18 protein-coding genes are annotated in these 17,529 nt (G+C 68.8%); 6 read left to right on the top strand and 12 right to left on the bottom strand.

Features of this window, described 5'->3' with window-relative positions:
* The first annotated feature begins 6 nt into the window (after positions 1-6).
* On the top strand, positions 7-1,845 hold the full coding sequence (locus tag VGJ96_12305) for an NAD+ synthase (GenBank protein HEY3287891.1): 1,839 nt from the start codon (positions 7-9) through the stop codon (positions 1,843-1,845).
* Here VGJ96_12305 and VGJ96_12300 read toward each other — a convergent pair.
* Together VGJ96_12300 and VGJ96_12295 are read right to left on the bottom strand one after the other, a co-directional pair.
* Complete coding sequence (locus VGJ96_12300; GenBank protein HEY3287890.1) at positions 1,839-2,165, bottom strand: hypothetical protein; 327 nt, start codon at positions 2,163-2,165, stop codon at positions 1,839-1,841. The two genes, VGJ96_12305 and VGJ96_12300, sit on opposite strands and share 7 nt — an antisense overlap.
* 81 nt (positions 2,166-2,246) lie before the next feature.
* Positions 2,247-2,999 carry a hypothetical protein gene (locus VGJ96_12295; protein HEY3287889.1) on the bottom strand — a complete coding sequence of 251 codons (753 nt, stop codon included), beginning with the start codon at positions 2,997-2,999 and terminating at the stop codon, positions 2,247-2,249.
* Positions 3,000-3,159: 160 nt separating this feature from the next.
* On the opposite strand from VGJ96_12295, the gene VGJ96_12290 reads away from it, so the two are divergent.
* Positions 3,160-4,023, top strand: coding sequence for a methylated-DNA--[protein]-cysteine S-methyltransferase (locus VGJ96_12290; GenBank protein ID HEY3287888.1), 864 nt, complete (start codon positions 3,160-3,162; stop codon positions 4,021-4,023).
* 117 nt (positions 4,024-4,140) lie between these two features.
* On the opposite strand, the gene VGJ96_12285 is transcribed toward VGJ96_12290, so the two are convergent.
* The 5 genes from VGJ96_12285 to VGJ96_12265 form a co-directional block, all read right to left on the bottom strand.
* On the bottom strand, positions 4,141-4,542 hold the full coding sequence (locus VGJ96_12285; protein HEY3287887.1) for an HNH endonuclease: 402 nt from the start codon (positions 4,540-4,542) through the stop codon (positions 4,141-4,143).
* A 240-nt stretch (positions 4,543-4,782) separates the two neighbouring features.
* Complete coding sequence (locus VGJ96_12280; GenBank protein HEY3287886.1) at positions 4,783-5,841, bottom strand: alpha/beta fold hydrolase; 1,059 nt, start codon at positions 5,839-5,841, stop codon at positions 4,783-4,785.
* A 12-nt stretch (positions 5,842-5,853) separates the two neighbouring features.
* On the bottom strand, positions 5,854-6,759 hold the full coding sequence (locus tag VGJ96_12275) for a hypothetical protein (protein HEY3287885.1): 906 nt from the start codon (positions 6,757-6,759) through the stop codon (positions 5,854-5,856).
* Positions 6,760-6,868: 109 nt separating this feature from the next.
* The gene (locus tag VGJ96_12270; GenBank protein ID HEY3287884.1) at positions 6,869-7,261 is read right to left on the bottom strand and encodes an NFACT RNA binding domain-containing protein; all 393 of its coding nucleotides are present in this window, start codon (positions 7,259-7,261) and stop codon (positions 6,869-6,871) included.
* A gap of 23 nt (positions 7,262-7,284) precedes the next feature.
* Positions 7,285-7,938, bottom strand: a complete 654-nt coding sequence (locus VGJ96_12265; GenBank protein ID HEY3287883.1) for a hypothetical protein — start codon at positions 7,936-7,938, stop codon at positions 7,285-7,287.
* 149 nt (positions 7,939-8,087) lie between these two features.
* Here VGJ96_12265 and VGJ96_12260 point away from each other — a divergent pair, with 149 nt between their 5' ends.
* The 3 genes from VGJ96_12260 (at position 8,088) to VGJ96_12250 (ending at position 11,377) form a co-directional block, all read left to right on the top strand.
* On the top strand, positions 8,088-10,199 hold the full coding sequence (locus VGJ96_12260) for a dehydrogenase E1 component subunit alpha/beta (GenBank protein HEY3287882.1): 2,112 nt from the start codon (positions 8,088-8,090) through the stop codon (positions 10,197-10,199).
* Positions 10,200-10,340: 141 nt separating this feature from the next.
* A complete protein-coding gene (locus tag VGJ96_12255; protein ID HEY3287881.1) occupies positions 10,341-10,838 on the top strand; it encodes a hypothetical protein in 498 nt (165 codons plus the stop codon).
* 119 nt (positions 10,839-10,957) lie between these two features.
* Positions 10,958-11,377, top strand: coding sequence for a hypothetical protein (locus VGJ96_12250; protein HEY3287880.1), 420 nt, complete (start codon positions 10,958-10,960; stop codon positions 11,375-11,377).
* 23 nt (positions 11,378-11,400) lie between these two features.
* Here VGJ96_12250 and VGJ96_12245 read toward each other — a convergent pair whose 3' ends face one another.
* The 5 genes from VGJ96_12245 to VGJ96_12225 form a co-directional block, all read right to left on the bottom strand.
* Positions 11,401-11,802 carry a hypothetical protein gene (locus VGJ96_12245; protein ID HEY3287879.1) on the bottom strand — a complete coding sequence of 134 codons (402 nt, stop codon included), beginning with the start codon at positions 11,800-11,802 and terminating at the stop codon, positions 11,401-11,403.
* 32 nt (positions 11,803-11,834) lie between these two features.
* Positions 11,835-13,454, bottom strand: a complete 1,620-nt coding sequence (locus VGJ96_12240; GenBank protein ID HEY3287878.1) for an amidohydrolase — start codon at positions 13,452-13,454, stop codon at positions 11,835-11,837.
* Between the two features lie 10 nt (positions 13,455-13,464).
* On the bottom strand, positions 13,465-13,644 hold the full coding sequence (locus VGJ96_12235) for a hypothetical protein (GenBank protein HEY3287877.1): 180 nt from the start codon (positions 13,642-13,644) through the stop codon (positions 13,465-13,467).
* Positions 13,645-13,841: 197 nt separating this feature from the next.
* On the bottom strand, positions 13,842-14,111 hold the full coding sequence (locus VGJ96_12230) for a hypothetical protein (GenBank protein ID HEY3287876.1): 270 nt from the start codon (positions 14,109-14,111) through the stop codon (positions 13,842-13,844).
* Positions 14,112-14,172: 61 nt separating this feature from the next.
* The gene (locus VGJ96_12225; GenBank protein ID HEY3287875.1) at positions 14,173-14,496 is read right to left on the bottom strand and encodes a (2Fe-2S) ferredoxin domain-containing protein; all 324 of its coding nucleotides are present in this window, start codon (positions 14,494-14,496) and stop codon (positions 14,173-14,175) included.
* Positions 14,497-14,608: 112 nt separating this feature from the next.
* Between VGJ96_12225 and VGJ96_12220 the strand changes: the two genes are divergently transcribed.
* The gene (locus tag VGJ96_12220; GenBank protein HEY3287874.1) at positions 14,609-17,458 is read left to right on the top strand and encodes an insulinase family protein; all 2,850 of its coding nucleotides are present in this window, start codon (positions 14,609-14,611) and stop codon (positions 17,456-17,458) included.
* The last annotated feature ends 71 nt before the right edge of the window (positions 17,459-17,529 follow it).

The following is a 17,529-nucleotide window of genomic DNA, read 5'->3' as shown; positions in this document are numbered from 1 at the left end:
CAAGAGATGTCCCTCCTCCGTCTCGCCATCGCGCAGTTCCGCCCCCGCAAGGGCGACGTCGCCGCCAACCTTGCCCGGGCCGGCGAGGTGCTGGCACAGGCGGCCGCGCTGGAGCCGCCGCCGCACATGGTGCAGTTCCCGGAGGCCATCCTCTCCGGCTACTTCGTGGAAGGCGGCATCCGCGAGAATGCGCTGACGCCGGACGAGGTGGTGCGTGCCCTGGATGGCTACTGGCGGGCGGCGGCGCGCCCGGGCTCGACCATCGACGTGATGGTTGGCTTCTACGAACAGCACGACGGCACGCTCTACAACAGCGCGCTGTATGCCCGCCTCGGCGGCGCCGACCCCGTGCTGCTGCATGTGCATCGCAAGAATTTCCTCCCCACCTACTCGCTCTTCGACGAAGAGCGGTTCATGGAGCGCGGGTATGACATCCGCGCCTTCGACACGGCGTGGGGACGCGCCGCGATGCTGGTGTGCGAGGACGCCTGGCATTCGATGACGGGCACCATTGCGGCGCTCGACGGCGCGCAGGTGATCTTCGTGAGCTCGGCGGCGGTCGCGCGCGGCACGCATCCACGCGGCGACGGGGTGGATGGCCCGGGGACGATTGCCCGCTGGGAGCGGCTCATCAAGGACATCGCCGAGGAGCAGGGCGTCTTCTGCACCCTCGCCAACCTCGTCGGCAGCGAGGGCGGCAAGATGTTCCAGGGCGGGTCGCTCGTGGCCGGCCCGCGCGGCGACATCCGCGCCCGGGCGCCGGTCTGGGACGAAGCGCTGCTCGTCACCGAGCTCGACCTCGGCGACATCGCCCGCTGCCGGGCTGACGCCCCGATGCTCAGCGACCTCAAGGTGGCCATCCCGTATCTCTCGGCCGAGATGAAGCGCGCGGTCTATGCGCCGCGGCTCTCACCCAAGCCCCGCACGGTGCCGCGCACCGCGCCGCCACGCGCGGAAGAAACGCGGTCGACCGCGGGAACGTCGGGCGGCACGCTTCCGGTCGTCGTTCCCGTGGATGGCGGCCGCGCCGCCCCGCCTCCGCTCGACATCGACGCCCCGCTCGTCGAACGCTGGCTCGTGCAGTTCCTGCGCGATGAACTGGGACGGCGCGGATTCGGCAAGGTGATCGTCGGCATCTCGGGCGGCGTCGATTCGGCGGTGGTCGCGACGCTCGCCGCGCGCGCGCTCGGCCCGTCCAACGTTCTCGGCCTGCGTCTTCCGTATCGTCTGTCGAGCGCCGAGTCGCTGGCGCACGCCGATCTCGTCATCACGCAGCTCGGCATCGAGAGCCGGACCATCGACATCTCGGCGGCGGTGGATGGCTACCTGGCCAGCGAACCCGACGCCGACGCCGGACGCCGTGGCAACGTGATGGCGCGCATGCGGATGATCGCGCTCTTCGACCTCAGCGCGCGGCATTCCGCCCTGCCGCTCGGCACCGGCAACAAGAGTGAACGGTTGCTCGGGTATTTCACCTGGCATGCCGATGATTCGCCGCCCGTGAATCCGCTGGGCGACCTGTACAAGACGCAGGTCTGGGCGCTTGCGCGCCATCTCGGCGTGCCGGCCGCCATCGTCGACAAGCCGGCGACCGCCGACCTCGTTGCGGGACAGACCGACGAGGGCGACTTCGGCATCACGTACGCCCGGGCCGACGGCATCCTGAACTGGCTCCTGCACGGCTGGACGCCCACTGAGGTCGCCACGCGCGGGTATGGCGAGGCCGACGTCGAGCGCGTGCGCCGCCGGCTCGACGGCACCCACTGGAAACGACGCCTCCCGACGGTGGCAATGCTGAGCGGCGCCGCGATTGGCGAGAGTTACCTGCGGCCGGTCGATTACTGACGGCGCACCCACGCCAGCGCCGTCGCCGCGAGAACGAGCCCGGCGCCCAGTAGCGCCGCGCGCACCCGGTTGGCATCGCCGCCAAGGAAGACCCACTGGAGCGCGACGGCGAGCGCGACCACCGGAATGGTCCACGCGCCGCGGCGCGTCCGCTCGCGATCGGCGGGCGTCTTCGTCAGGAATGCGACGGCCAGCCCGCCGAAGAGCGTGCCAAGCGTCACCCAATTCAGCCAGGTCCACGCAGGATGCACGATGTTCGCCGCCGTGAATAGCAGTACCATCACCGCCGTGGCATGCTCGATTCTCTGGCTCGCTGACATTGGGGCTCCATGTCGGGGTTTCGAAAAGCGCGATCGGCGCCGTGCGGAGGCGCCACGGCGCCGGCTCGCGCGAGACATTGATCAATACTCATCCACCGTCGGCGGCTTGCCAGCGGCGGCGACACACTTGTCGAGGTCCGCCTGCTTGCTCTCGTAATTCGCGTACGCGGCGAGGTAGGCCGAGGCGGCCGCCATGACCGCCAGCGGATTTCCGGTCAGGCTCACGGCGAGCACCGCTGCCCCCGCGACGGTGTATTGCCAGGTCGCGATATCGGCGGCCTTCACCTGCGCATCGCAGACACCCGACTCTTCCATCAGCGCGCGAGTGCGCCCGGCCGTCGCTGGCATTGACGCACGGACCGCGTCCAGACGCACCTTCTCGCGCGCGGCGGCGCGTTCGGCGGGCGAGATGTCACGCGAACTGAAGGTGCGAATGCGTCCGTCGGCGCCGCGCACCGTCACCCGCTGCACCACGTCATCCCAGCCGGCCGCGGCCGACCAGTCGTTGTCTACCCGGATCAGGACCGCCCCGTCACGCCGGACGAGCGTGGCGCGCGGGCGGCCGTTGCGGCCGATCAAGGATTCGACCTGCATCATCCGGCCGTCGGCGCCGCGCATCGAGCGCCGGCGAACCGATTCACCCGGCAGGAGGGCGGGAAGCCCGGCGTCGAGCATGGGCACATCAGCGGCGCGCGGCGCGAACGGATTGGGAAGCTGTGGAATCGGCACGTGCCGGATGGGCGCCGAGGGCACATCGGAACACGCGCCGGCGAGGATGAGAAGCAGCGCGCCGAAGGCGGCACGGTTCCAGCCGCGAAAGGTGTGGGTGGTCATTGTCGCATCTCCCTGCATTCGTGGTTCTTTCACGAACCAGGCGATCGCGGGGCCAAGGATGGCGTCGCTATGGCCCTGTCGCGTGGCTCACGCCGGCACAGTGGCATGCGCGCCGCGTCGGTGTGTCGCCAAATCCGCGCGATAGCGTACAATTCCTTGCATGACCGCCGCCACCGCCGCCGCTGACTACGAACGCATCGCGCGCGCCATCAGCTATCTGGACGCGCACTGGCGCGACCAACCCTCGCTGGCGGACGTCGCGCGACACATCGGTCTCAGCGAGTCGCACTTTCAGCGGCTCTTCACGCGCTGGGTGGGGATCAGCCCCAAGCGGTTCCTCCAGCAGGCCACGGCGCAATTCGCGCGTTCGCTGCTGCGTGAGCATCGCGCCGCGCTCCCCACCACCCTCGACGCCGGGCTGTCGAATCCGTCGCGCCTGCACGAGTTGATCGTGCACGCCGAGGCGATGACCCCCGGCCAGTTGAAGCGCGGCGGCCAGGGCGTTGAGATCGCGTGGGGCTTCCACCCGTCGCCGCTGGGCACGGCGCTCGTGGCGGTCACCCCGCTCGGCATCTGCTCGCTGCAGTTCGCCGATACCAAGCCGGCTCGCTTCGCCGCGGTCGCCCGGCTCCGTGCGGAGTGGCCAGCGGCGACGCTCGTGGAGTCGACGGCGCGCACGCGCCGCGCCGCGCGGCAGGCGCTCGGCGCGCTCGGCACGCCCAATGGACCGCTCGCGCTGCATGTGCGCGGGACGAACTTCCAGCTCAAGGTGTGGACCGCGCTGCTGAACATCGCGCCGGGTACGGTGACGACCTACGAGGAGATCGCCGGGGTCATCGGACAGCCGCGGGCAGTGCGGGCCGTCGGGAGCGCGGTGGGACGGAACCCGGTGAGCGTGCTCATCCCGTGCCATCGGGTGATCCGCAAGAGCGGCGGACTGGGCGGGTATGCGTGGGGGCTGGAGCGGAAGGAAATTCTACTGCGGGTGGAAGATGGCAGAGGGCGGACGGCGGATGGCGGATAGACGAACCCGCTGAAGAGCGAAGGCGGCGCGGAGGCGCCCAAAGGTCCTCACGCACCGCCTGATTCCGCCATCCGCCTTCCGCCTTCAATCTGCTGCCACGCCGAACTCCGCCCCTCGCTACGCCGCCTTCGCAAACGCCAGACTCACCGCCCGCCGGGCGCCGCGCTTGACGCTGCGATGCGCCGCGCGCGCGTAGCGCATGAAGTTCTGTCCGGCCCAGGGATAGCGCGTGAAGAACTCGATGGGGAGCATCGATCCCTTCAGCTGGTTGCACTGGATGCACGCCGCCACGAGGTTGCCCGGGTGGTGATTCCCGCCGCGCGAGAGCGGGATCACATGGTCGAGGGTCGCCGCCTCGAGCCCTAGCCGCGCCGCACAGTAGACACAGCGACGGCCACAGTCACGAAAGGTGGCGCGCTTGACATGCCGCTTCTGATGGGGGACGCCGTGGTCGTGACGGCGGGCCAGGCCACGGGGCGAACGAGCCAGTGCGAACCGGTACAAGCTCCGATGAGACATTGCACCTCGCCGGAAAAGACGACGCCCCACTCCGGGACACTGGTCCCGAGCGGGGCGTGGCTGATGGGGAGGAGGCTCCAGCCCGCGTCCTGGGTCGGTGGACGCGGCGATCGTCGCTGGATGGGGTGTCCGTTCAAAACGGCCATCTGCCTCCATGGACGTGGGTTCCCGGTCAGGAACCCGCTTTCGTCATATGGACGAGCAGAGATTTGCTTCGTAACACGAATTGGCGCAAGTCGCTCAGCGTTCCGGCAGACCCTTCAGGAACTCGGCCAGATAGCCGCCCCAGATCGCCGGCACCGAATGCGTCCCGTGCCCGCGCGTCTGCGGGGTGATCGGCAGCAGGATGAACCGCCCTTTCGCCACCTGGGGCATCAGGCGCTCCACGATCCCCAGCTCGGGCGGGTTCACCTGGTCATCGGCGGAGTTGATGGCGAGCACCGGCGCGGTGATGCGCGTCAGGTGCGGCGACGGATCGTAGTCGCGCGACGCGTCGAACTGGTACAGCATGTCGTTCGCATCCGTCGTCCGCATGCGCGCATCGAGATAGGCCGTGATGATCGAGTCGGCGGCGGCGCGCGTGGGGGCCTGCGCGTGCTGGACGAGTGGCGCGCTCCCCATCATGAAGAGCAGCTGCTGCGCCGCGCGCAGTCCCTTGGGTTGCTCGGTGTACTCCCCGTCCTTGTAGCCCGGGTCGTTGCGGATGTCGTCCATCATCATCTTCCGTATCATCCGGTTGCGCCCCACGATGGCGGCGGGGGCGCAGGCGAGCGGGACGAGACCGTCGGTGAAGTCGGGGTATGTGTACCCCCACACCCACGCGTGCATGCACCCCATGCTCGTTCCCATCACGAAGCGCAGGTGATTCACGCCGAGCCCCTGCGTGAGCAGCAGGTGCTGGGCGCGCACCATGTCGTCGTACGTGTAGTGCGGGAACTTCGCATGCCGGCCGTCGCTCGGCTTGCTCGACCCGCCATGCCCGATTCCGTCGGGCAGGACGATGTAGTAGCGCGCCGTGTCGAGCAGCTGGCCCGGCCCGAACAGCACGCCGGCGTACGTCGGCGACAGGAACGAACGCCCGGACCCGCCGGTGCCGTGCAGGATCATCACCGCGTTGCGCACCACGCCGGCGCCATCGCGCCGCGGCGTGCCGAACGTCGTGTAATGCAGGCGCAGTTCGGGGAGCACCTCCCCCGTGGTGAACTGGAAGTTCCTGGCCACGTAGTCGCCCTGCTTCCCCTGGGCGAGCGCCGCCGTGGCGCTGAAGGCGAGGACGAGCAGCGGATGAATGGTGCGCATTGAACGCTCCGGTTACGGCGCCAGCAGGCGCTCGAGGAACGGCGCCATGCCGTGAAAGTGATCGATGTGGTCGGGACCGGTGTTGCCGGCAAATCCCATGACGTCCAAACGTCCCTTCGTGGTGCGGCTGAGCAGCTGCATGCCCATCGGCCCCCACTCCAGCACCGGGTTGCGCCGCAGTTGCAGCGCGTCGAGCAGCCAGTCGGTGCACTCGGTGGTGCTGGCGAAGGTGCCAGGAAAGATCTCGCTGTGCGTGACGATGAACCGCTTGCGGCCGTCGGCGGCGAGTCGCGCGAACTCGGCGAACGGCACGAGTTCCGTGGTGTCGATCGCGCCGCCGTCGGCCAGCGGCTTGCGGTCGGGGATATACCCCGTGTGGAGACCGTCGAGCAGCAGCGCCCCGTCCACCCGCGGCAGGTTCGCGGGCCGGCGCACGATCTCGCGAATGGCGCCGTATCCGGCGCTGAAGCCGCTCAGGTAGAGGCCGCTGATGCGCGGCGCGCTCGTCACCTGCGCGATGCGCGCGACGATGGTGTCGAGCATCCGGCCGTAGAGCAGCGTGTCGCGCGCGAAGGGGCGCGCATAGACGGCGGAGCCCGCACCGAGGTAGACGGCGGCGACGACGACCGGCCGCGACATCGTCGCGACGACGCGCTTGGGCACCCAGGTGGCGCCCATGAAGTGGATGAGCAACGGCGCCGAGTCGGCGGTGAGGGCGCCCTGCGGGATGAAGATCTCGATGGGGCGCGGCAGCAGGCTGTCGATGGTCAGGTTCACGCCGGCATCGGCGGTCCGCGGCTGCAGCAGCCGTTCGTGGCGGCGCGTGCGTTCCTGCATGGGCGACGGATTCTGCGGAGCCGGAGCCGGGACCGGCGACGGCTGGACCGCTGCCGGCGTGGACGCCGGGGACACACTCACAGGCACGGGAGGGCCAGCCGGCGCAGGCCGGGGCGCGGGCGCACCGCCCGGGCGGGCGCCGCTGCAGGCGGCGGCGAGCGCGAGCGTCAATATAGTAGCAAAGTGATACTTATTCATCATCCCCCTCGGCCAGCGCGCGGGGATACACCTTCATTCGGTCCCACCGGCGCAGCACGACCTCGCCCGCCGGCGCGCCGCGCCGCTTGCTCACGTCGGCCGCCCAGCAGACGTGCACCTCCACCTTGCCGCGCGCCTCCCGCGCCTTGCTGTAGAACGCGGCATACTCGGCGGCGCGCTCGACGACGGACTTCGGGATGTCCGGCAGCCGGTCCGGATTGCGCACCACGACGTGGCTGCCCGGGACGCTGGCGACGTGCAGCCAGAGGTCGTGCGGCGTGGCCACCTTCAGCGTGAGGTAGTCGTTGTCCTTCGCCGCCTTTCCGACGAGGACCTCGAAGCCCTCGACCTCGACGGTGCGGTACGCGCGTCCCTTGCTCGGCATCCCTGTACGCTACTGCCGCGCGCCTACCGGCGCGATGGATACGGCGCGTGCCGACGGGTGTGGTCGAGGTTGGTGATGTGCAGGTTCACGCCGCGGCCGATGCGGAAGCCGTACACGCCCTCCACGCTCATCGCGCCGCGCGGCCAGGCGCCAAGCCGGACACCGTCGACGTAGAAGTGCACCGAGTCGGGCTCGGCCAGCACGCGCAGCGTGGTCCGCACGCTCCCGTTGGCGGCCAGTGGCTTGAGCGCCTCGCTCGCGGCCCACTCGCTGACCATCGTGCGCTGGTCATCCCGCACGGTGACGACGGCGAATCGCCCGTCGCGTCGCACGAGGAATGAAGTCACGCTGGCCCCCGTCGCCTCCTCGTGCCCGCCGATGAAGACGCCGAACGGTTCGTTGGTCGAGGACGGGAAGGCGATCAGCTCGGCTTCGACCGCAAATCGGCCGCCAGCGACGTTGGCCGGATCGAACAGAAACCCGCCCGGTCCCATGGTCACGTGCCACCCGGGCGCCATGTCAACGAACAACCATCCCGAATCGCCGGGCGGCGTCCTGGTTCCGTTGACGAGCGGCGACGACGCATCGAGCCGCCACTGCCAGTTGGCGGGGGCCGGGGCGGACTGGGCGCTCAGGGGCGCGGCACCCAGCAGAAGCGCAAGCAGCAAACGGCGCATAGGGGGACTCGGGGGGCTTGAGGTCACGCAGATATTCGTCGAAAGCGCCAATCAGTCAAGGCAGTGGCTCCCCCTCCCTTCCACACGGGACTATTTTTCGGGATCCCCGTGGCGCATATGCCATCGCAGGCCCCCGAACGCCCCAATCCATGGCTGCTTCTCCCAAGACGGACCGCCGCGCGGCGCACGGCCTGACGCGCGACCAGTTGCTGGCCGCCTATCGGACGATGCTCCTGTCGCGTCGCCTCGACGACAAGGAGATCCAGCTCAAGCGGCAGAACAAGATCTTCTTCCAGATCTCGGGAGCGGGCCACGAAGCCGTGCTGACCGCTGCCGGCTTCGCGTTCAAGACGGGCTACGACTGGTTCTACACGTACTACCGCGACCGCGCGCTCTGCCTGCAGCTGGGAATGACGGCAGCCGAAATGCTGTACAGCGCCGTGGGGGCCGCGGCCGATCCCAATTCGGGCGGCCGCCAGATGCCGTCGCACTGGGGGCTCAAGCGGGCCAACATCGTCACCTCCGCGTCGCCGACCGGTACGCAGTTCCTGCAGGGCGTGGGCGCGGCCGAAGGGTCGCTGCGCGCCAAACTGACGGGGCTCACCGACGGCTTCGCCGGTGATGAGGTTGTCTTCATCTCGACGGGCGACGGCACCACGTCGCAGGGCGAATTCTGGGAGTCGCTCAACACGGCGGCCAACCTGCAGCTCCCGGTCGTGTACCTCGTCGAGGACAACGGCTACGCCATCTCCGTCCCGGTGGAAGTGAACACCGCCGGCGGCTCGATCTCCAAGCTCGTCGCCTCCTTCCCGGGGCTGTACATCCAGGAAGTGGACGGCTGCGACTTCGTCGCGTCGCTCGAGGTGATGAAGAAGGCCGTCGCCTACGCTCGCGCCCGCAAGGGGCCGGCCCTGGTGCACGCGCACGTCATCCGCCCGTACTCGCACTCGCTGTCGGACGACGAGATCCTCTACAAGCCAACGCACGAACGCGAAGCCGAGGCGGCGCGCGATCCGATCCTGACGTTCCCGAAGTGGTTGGTGGCCGAGGGGCATGCAACCGAGGCCGAGATCGCGGTGGTGCAGGAGTCGGTGGAGGCCGAGGTGCTCGCGGCCACCGACGACGCCCTGTTGCAGCCGCAGCCGGCGCCGGAGACGGCGTTGTGGGCGCTCTATTCGCCCGACGTCGACCCGACGAGCGCCGCCTTCGACACCGAGGATGCGCCGCAGTTCGCCGGCGAGCCGACGACGATGGTGGACCTCATCAACTCGGCCATGAAGGAGGAGATGCGGCGCGATCCTCGCATCCTCGTCTTCGGCGAGGACGTGGCCGACGTCTCGCGCGAGCAGTACCTGGGCAAGGTGAAGGGGAAGGGCGGCGTCTTCAAGGCGACGCACGGGCTGCAGACCGAGTTCGGCGGCGCGCGGGTGTACAACTCGCCGCTCGCCGAAGCCAACATCATCGGCCGCGCCATCGGCTTGGCGCACCGCGGCTTCAAGCCGGTGGTCGAGATCCAGTTCTTCGACTACATCTGGACTGCATACATGCAGCTGCGCGACGAACTGGCGACCATGCGGTGGCGGTCGAGCAACGCGTTCAAGTCGCCGATCGTCGTGCGCACGACGTACGGCGGCTACATCCGCGGCGCCATTTACCATTCGCAGACGGGCGCGTCGCTCTTCACGCACTGCCCGGGCCTGCGCGTCGTCTGTCCGAGCACGGCTCTCGACGCCAACGGCCTGCTGCGCACCGCGATCCGCTGCGATGACCCGGTGATCTTCCTCGAGCACAAGCACCTGTACCGCCAGACGTACAACAAGGGGCGGAATCCGGGTCCGGGTTACATGATCCCCTTCGGCAAGGCCAAGACCCTGCGCGAGGGGACGGACGTCACCGTCGTGACGTACGGCGCCACCGTGCAGCGCGCGCTGGCCGCGGCCAATCAGGCGGCCGATGCGGGTGGGCCGAGCGTGGAGGTGATCGACCTCCGCACGCTGCAGCCGTGGGACCAGGAGACGGCCTACGCGTCGGTGCGAAAGACGGGGCGCGTGATCGTCGCGTACGAGGATTCTATCTCGTGGGGCTACGGCGCCGAGATCGCCGCGCGCATCGCTGACGAATGCTTTGCCTGGCTCGATGCGCCCGTCAAGCGCGTGGCATCGCAGGACGTGTGGGTGGGGTATGCGCCTTCCCTTGAGGACGCGATACTGCCGCAGACGGCCACGTTCCTCGAAGCGTATCAGGAGATTGTGCGCTACTAGAGGGATGGCGGATGGCAGAAGGCGGATGGCAGATGAGGGCCGGGAGAGGAACTCTCTCCCGGCCCTCAATCGTTAGTGAGATGAACATCCGCCATCCGCCTTCTGCCATCCGCCTTCCGCCTTCTGCCATCCACCATCTCCATGATTGCCGCACTCTCACTCTGCCTCGCCCTCGCCTCCGACAGCGTACGATTCCCCGTCGTCACGTCGGAGAATCTCGAGCGGAAGACCTTCACCCTTCCCCGTGATTTTGCCGGCGAGCGCAACGTCGTGTTCATCGCGTTCCAGCGGCAGCAGCAACAGGACGTGGACACGTGGGTGCCGTTCGTGAAGCCGCTCGTCGCGCGGACGCCGGGGACCGAGTACTACGAGATTCCCACCATCAGGCGCATGATCACCCCGATGCGCTGGATGATCGACGGCGGCATGCGTCGCGGCATTGACGACCTTGGCGCCCGCGAGCGGACCATCACGCTCTACCTCGACAAGGACCCGTTCAAGCGCGCGCTGGGCATCGCGAGTGAGCGGGAGATCCACGTACTGGTGGTGGACCGCGGGGGACACGTGCTCTGGCGAACGACGGGGGCGTTCAGCGACAAGAAGGGCCAGGAACTCGCCCACGCGCTGTCGATGCCGTAGGCGCCACGCGAACCCTCCCGGTCCGCCGGTGTGACGATTCGGCGGCCACTTGATTCGCTCGTGCGGTCGGCGCATCCTGAGGAGTTCGTCACACCCACGCTGCCTCCCCGGGGGAAATCGTGCGCCGTCGCACCATCATGCGTTTCGCCGTCACGTGGACGGCGCTCACCGCCGCCTGCTCCGGCAACGCCGCACCGACCAGCCGTCCCCGGTTCGACGCCGCGCTCATCACCCGCGAGCAGATCCTCCAGGGACAGTTCACCAACGCGTACGACGCGGTGAAGACGCTGCGCGGGACGTGGCTCAACACGGTGCGCCCCGAAAGCGTCCGGTATCCCTCGGTCATTCAGGTCTATCTCGACGGCGTGCGCCTCGGCGACGTCTCCTCCCTTTCGACCGTGCAGACGCTGCCGATCCAGTACATCCGGTATTACAACGGGCCGGATGCCACGTCGCGGTGGGGAATGGACCACGGCGCGGGCGCGATCTACGTCAGCACCAAGGTCGGCACGCAGGGGTCGGCAATTCCGCCGGCATAACACTCGCCAGACGCGCGGCAGGTCTACACGCGCGGCGACCCGGTGCCGATGAAGATCACCCCGCGTCCATGCCCGGTGCCCCAGCGCGTCGTGGCATCGGTGCCGTTGATGTACCGGATGTACTGGATGGCCGGCGTGGAGACGGTCTTGAGCATCTCAGCACCGCCGAGGTGCACGCCGTCGAGGTAGACCTGCACCTCCACGCGCGTCCGCAGGCTCGCGGCCCCTCGCGCGTTCAGCCAGTTGCTGCGCAAATCCTTGACGACGTCGTACGCCGACGAGTACCGCGGGTCCTCGATCTGCTCGCGGGTGATCGACTGCTGGTCGGACCGCGCCGGTGGCGCGCCCGGCGGGCTCGCCCGGCATCCGGCATTGAGCGCGACGGCGAGCACGACGACGGCATACGACAGTGCGGAACGGCGCATACGTCCTCCCGCGACCCTCAGTGACCTCGCGACTACTTCGTCTCCAGCGCCTCGTAGACGAGCTTTCCGTTCACGATCGTGCGCACGATCTTCGCGTCGCGGATCGTCTCGGGAGCGACCTTCGTGAGATCGCGATCGATCATCGTGAGGTCGGCCAGCATCCCCTTCTTCAGCACGCCGCGATTGCCCTCGGCGTACCCGGCGTACGCCGCGCCACTGGTGTATGCGCGCAGCGCATCCTCCACCGTGATCTTCTGCTCGGGGACCCAGCCGCCCGGGCGCTTCTCGTCGAGCGTGCGGCGCGTGACGGCCGCGTAGATCCCCATCAGCGGCGTCGGAGGCGCCACGAACCAGTCGGAGCCGAAGGCCAGTTTCGCCTTGGCATCGAGCAGCGACTTGAACGCGTACGTTCCCTTGGCGCGCTCGGGGCCGATGACCTTGTCCACCCAGCGCCCGTCGTCGATGGCGTGATACGGCTGCATCGACGGGATCACGCCGAGGGCGCCGAACCGCGGGATGTCGGCCGGCGCGATGTGCTGCGAATGCTCGATGCGGAAGCGCCGGTCACGAGCGCCGTTCTCCCGGGCCACGCGTTCGAAGATGTCGAGCTGGACGCGGATGGCCCGGTCACCGATGGCGTGCACGAGCACCTGCAGCCCGGCCTTGTCCGCCCCGGACGTCCAGGCGTACAGGTCGGCTTCGCTGTTCACCATCAGGCCGCGATCGTTGGGGGCGTCGGAGAATGGTTCGAGCATCGCCGCCGTGTGCGAGCCGATGGACCCGTCCACGAATCCCTTGAGTCCGCCGATGCGCACCCAGTCGTCGCCGTGTCCGCGCGCCTTCACGGTGTCGGCGAGCCGCTTCCACGTCGCCAGCGACACCGAGGCGTAGATGCGCGTGCTCAGCGTTCCCGCCGCGTGCGCGCGCTCGAACGTCGCCAGATCGCCCCAGCCGCCCATGTGGTGCACCGCCACGACGCCCTGTTCGTTCACGTGCTGCATCGCCGCGCGCAGGGCGCGATCCATCATCTCCGGGCTGGCGGGCGGGACGGCGCGATCGACCACGCCCATCGCGTTGTCCTTGAAGATCCCCGTCGGTTCGCCCGACGCGTCGCGCACGATCGTCCCGCCGCTCACGTCCTTCACGTCCCGCGTCACCCCGGCGGCGTTGAGCGCCGCCGAGTTGGCGAGGCTCATGTGCCCGTCGAGCCGGTTGATCCAGACGGGATTGTTGGGCGTGACCGCGTCGATCCACTGCCGGGTGGGGAGTTCGCCGCCCCAGTTCTCGTGGTCCCAGTCGCCGTTGAGGATCCAGGCGCCGGCCGGAAGCGTCTTGGCGAAGTCGCCGATGCGCTGAACGAACTCGGCCTTCGTCTTCGCATCGCGCAGCTTCACCGACTGCAGGGCAAAGCCGCCCTCGAGGAAGTGCACGTGCGCGTCGATGAAGCCGGGGACGACCATTGCCCCGCGGGCATCGATGAGGCGCGTGCCGGCGCCGGCGAGTTTCCGCACCTCGGCGCTCGATCCCACGGCCGCGATGTGGGCGCCGTCCACGGCGACGGCATCGGCCCATGGGCGGCGCGAGTCGCCCGTCCAGACGCGGGCGTTGACGATGGCAAGGCTGATCACGGCGGTCTGGGCGAGAGGATGCATGGCGCCCCCGTCAGCGCCGCTCGAGTGCGTCGCGCACGTCGAGCAGGATCTCGAAGTAGAGCTGCTCGCGGCGGTACGAGAAGTCGAGCGCCTTCATCCCGGCCTCGTCCTCGGTAGCCTTGGCGCGCTCGAAGGCCTCGCGGTACATGTCGTCGAGATTGGCGAGGATGCGTTCGCGGGAGCGGGACATACGGAGATTCTCCAAGGCCACGGGGGTCAGCCGTGGCGGATCGGTGGTCAGGGCGGGCACGGGGGACGATGACCCCTCGAGGAGGAGCCGCCGGGCAACGCCAAGAAGCTGGCTGCGGGCATCGAAGGGTTTGGGCATGAACTACGTGGAGTATCGCACGGCCGCGCCGCCCGGGGAAAGGGGCTGGCGGTCCGGGTTCAGAGCGCCGTGCGCTGCGCGAGGAGCCGTGCCACCGCGGCATCTTCCTCGACGAACGGCAACAGCGCGGCCACCACGTTCTGCTCGGTCTCCCCTTCCACCGCCATCAGCGCCGGCGGCGAGCGATGGGCGTCGATCGACCGCGGGCCGGAATTCCGCCGGTCCACCTCGATGACCGCGCGGACGGGGACACCTTCCTGCGGAGTCAGCCGCCGGATGCGCACCGTCGCACCTTCAGGCATCGTGCGTTCATACAGCACGTCGGACACAGACTTCCTCTACGGGATGCGTTGCCTATATCTGGCGGTGCCTCGCGCTGACCGCAAGCGGTCACCGTGCGGCGGGCGGCAGCAGCCGGTGGAAGACGGCCTCCTCCACCGGGCGCCCGTCGCGGAGATGCTCGACGACAATCCGCTCGAGCAGCTCCGGGGTGACGCCGCCGTACCAGATCCCGTCGGGGTAGACCGCGACGATCGGGCCGCCGGCGCAGACGCCCAGACAGGGCGCCTCGCTGCGCTTTACGCGCCGCGGGCCGAAGAGGAGTCCTTCGCGCTGCAGCAGGCTGGCCAGTCGCGCGTAAATGGCGCGTCCCCGCCGGTCCGATGAGCAGTAGCCGCCCGTGCATACGAGCACGTGGCGGGCGTACGGCTCCATGAGGGGTGGCTGGTGATCGTGCATGGCGCGGGGCAGGAGGTTCCCACCAATCTATCCGCCCCGCGCGTTGGCGCCGCTTGCCCGATGCGATGGCACCGCTCATCCTCCTCAGATGAGAAGAACCCACCTCCGTTGGATCGTCGCCGGCGCACTCACCGTCGTGAGTGCCGCCGGGGCGCAGCAACCCGCTGCGGTCCCTCAGGCGCCCACGGCGCCCCAGGCGCTGCCGGCGCTGACCGACTCGCTCCCCGTCGACCCGGCCGTCGTTCGCGGCACGCTCCCCAACGGCCTGAAGTACTTCGTGCGCCGCAACGAGAAGCCGGCCAAGCGCGCCGAACTTCGTCTGGTCGTCCGCGCGGGGTCGATCCTCGAGGACGACGACCAGCGCGGGATCGCCCACTACGTGGAGCACATGGCCTTCAACGGCACGTGGCGCTTCCCCAAGCAGGACATCATCTCGTTTCTCGAGCGCAGCGGGATGCGCTTCGGCGCCGACCTCAACGCGTACACGAGCTTCGACGAGACCGTGTACATGCTCCAGATCCCCACCGACACCGCCGCCCTGCTGAACACGGCGTTCGACGTGCTCCAGGATTGGGCGTCGGCGGTCACGTTCGACAGCACGGAGTTCGTACGGGAGCGCGGTGTTCTCATCGAGGAGTGGCGACTGGGACGGAGCGCGAGCCAGCGCATCTCGGACCGGCAGTTCGCCGAGCAATTCCGCGGCTCGCGCTACGCGGACCGCCAGCCGATCGGCACCAGGGAGAGCCTCGACAGCGCCACGGTCGCCGCAACCCGCCGCTTCTACACCGACTGGTACCGCCCCGACCTGATGGCGGTGATCGCCGTCGGTGACTTCGACGTCGCCGCGGTCGAGCGCGCCATCCGCATCCGCTTTGGCGCGCTGCGCAATCCGGCGACGCCGCGCCCGCGCCCGATCTTTAATGGCCCCAGCCACACCGACACGCGGGTGGTGATCTCCTCCGACAAGGAGTTTCCGCAGAGCATCGTGCAGGTGGACTGGCTGCTGCCGCCGCGGCCGCGCGGCACGGTCGGCGCCTGGCGCGCGAATGTCGTCTCGCGCATCTACAACTCGCTCCTCGGCCAGCGCTTCGGCGAACTCTCCCAGCGCGAGAGCACGCCGTTCGCCTTTGCCTTTGCGGGGATCGGTTCGCTGATCCCCACCGCCGACGCGTTCACTGCCGCGGCGATCGTCAAGGAAAGCCGGTTCACCGACGCACTCGCCGCCACGCTCGGCGAAATCGAGCGCGCCAAGCGCTTCGGCTTCACGGCCACCGAACTGGATCGGCAAAAGGTCAGCCTGCTGCGCTCGTTTGAGCGGAGCGTGTCGGAAGCATCCAAAACCGACTCGCGCGTCTATGCCGACCAGTTGGTGACCCTCCAGCTACGCCAAGGGACGATCGCGAACGCCGAGCAGGTGCTACAGCTGGCGATGGCGCTCCTCCCCGGCATCACCCTCGACGAGGTGAATCGCGCCCCGGCCAACTGGATGCCCGATGGGAATCGCACCATTGCCGTCGGAGCGCCGGCACGTCCGGATGTCGTACTCCCGACGGACTCCGCCCTGAGGGCCGTCTTCACCGAGGTACAGCGGCAGGCGCTCACCGCCTATGTGGATTCGGCCGCCAATCAACCGCTCGTCGCCAAGCCACCCGCGCCGGGCAAGGTGGTGAAGACCAGCACCATCGCCGATCTCGGGATCACCGAGTGGACGCTGTCGAACGGCATCCGCGTCCTCCTCAAACCGACCGACTTCAAGAACGATCAGGTGCTGATGAGCGGGCGCCGCCCCGGCGGCTACTCCGTGCTCTCGGACGCCGACCAGAAGGTCGCAACGCTCGCGGACTTCGTGCTCGGCGGGGCCGGCGACTTCAGCGACAACCAGTTGCGCCGGATGCTCACGGGCAAGGTGGCCTCGGCCGGCGTCTCGGTCAGCGAGACCGGCGAATCGGCCTACGGCTCGGCGTCGCCTCGCGACCTGCCGACGATGTTCGAGCTCTTCTGGCTGCAGGCGACGGCGCCGCGCCTCGACACCGCGCTGTTCAGTGCGGGGCGCGCGATGATGAAGGCTGAGATGAAGAACAGCCGCAATACGCCGGAGCAGGCCTTCGGCGACACGGTGGACCTCGTGATGGCCAACTACCATCCGCGGGTGCGGCTGTTCCAGCCCGAGTTGCTCGATTCGCTCGACGTGCCGCGCGCGTACACGCTGTACAAGCAGCGCTTCGCCTCGTTCAACGGCTTCACCTTCTACTTCGTCGGCAACTTCACGCTCGACGGCATCCGGCCGCTGGTCGAGCGCTACCTCGGCGCCCTCCCGACAGGAGGTCCGGCTGAGAATTTCGTGGACCGCGGCATCCGCCCGCCCTCGGGGGTGGTCACGCGTGAGGTACGCAAGGGGACGGCGCCCAAGGCGTACTCACGGATCACCTTCCACGGCCCGTTCGACTACTCGTGGGAGAACCGGCTGCAGCTCGACGCTCTGCAGCAGCTCCTCGACATGCGCCTGCGCGACGCGCTGCGCGAAGACAAGAGCGGGACGTACGGCGTGGGTGTCAGTGCGTCGGGGAGCTGGATTCCGTACAAGCGCTATGAGGTCACGCTCAGCTTCGGCTCGGCGCCGGAGCGCGTGGACGAACTGGCCGCCGCCGCGTTTGCCGTCATCGATTCGGTGAAGCGCGCCGGGCCCACCGCCGACGAGATGGCGAAGATCCGCGAGACACTGCTACGGGCTCACGAAACCGGCCTGCGCGAGAACGCCGCGTGGATCCGCTGGATGAGCGATCACGACGAGGATGACCGCGACCAGCACGCCACGGTGCAGTACCCGTCGTTGGTGCAGCGGCTGACGGGCGAGCAGCTGCGCGACGCCGCCCGGCGGTATCTCGACATGACGCAGTACGCGCGGTTTACGCTGCTGCCGGACCGTAACGCACCGTAGACCTGCTTTGTGACGCGCAGTGCCTTCAGCGCGGCGCATGGCGGCTACAGCACGGGTGCTGAGGCGCTTCA

It is taken from the genome of Gemmatimonadaceae bacterium (assembly GCA_036504815.1).
Taxonomy (GTDB): Bacteria; Gemmatimonadota; Gemmatimonadetes; order Gemmatimonadales; family Gemmatimonadaceae; genus PNKL01.
The sequence above is the reverse complement of the archived record's forward strand: the minus strand, read 5'-3'. Positions and strand labels throughout refer to the sequence as shown.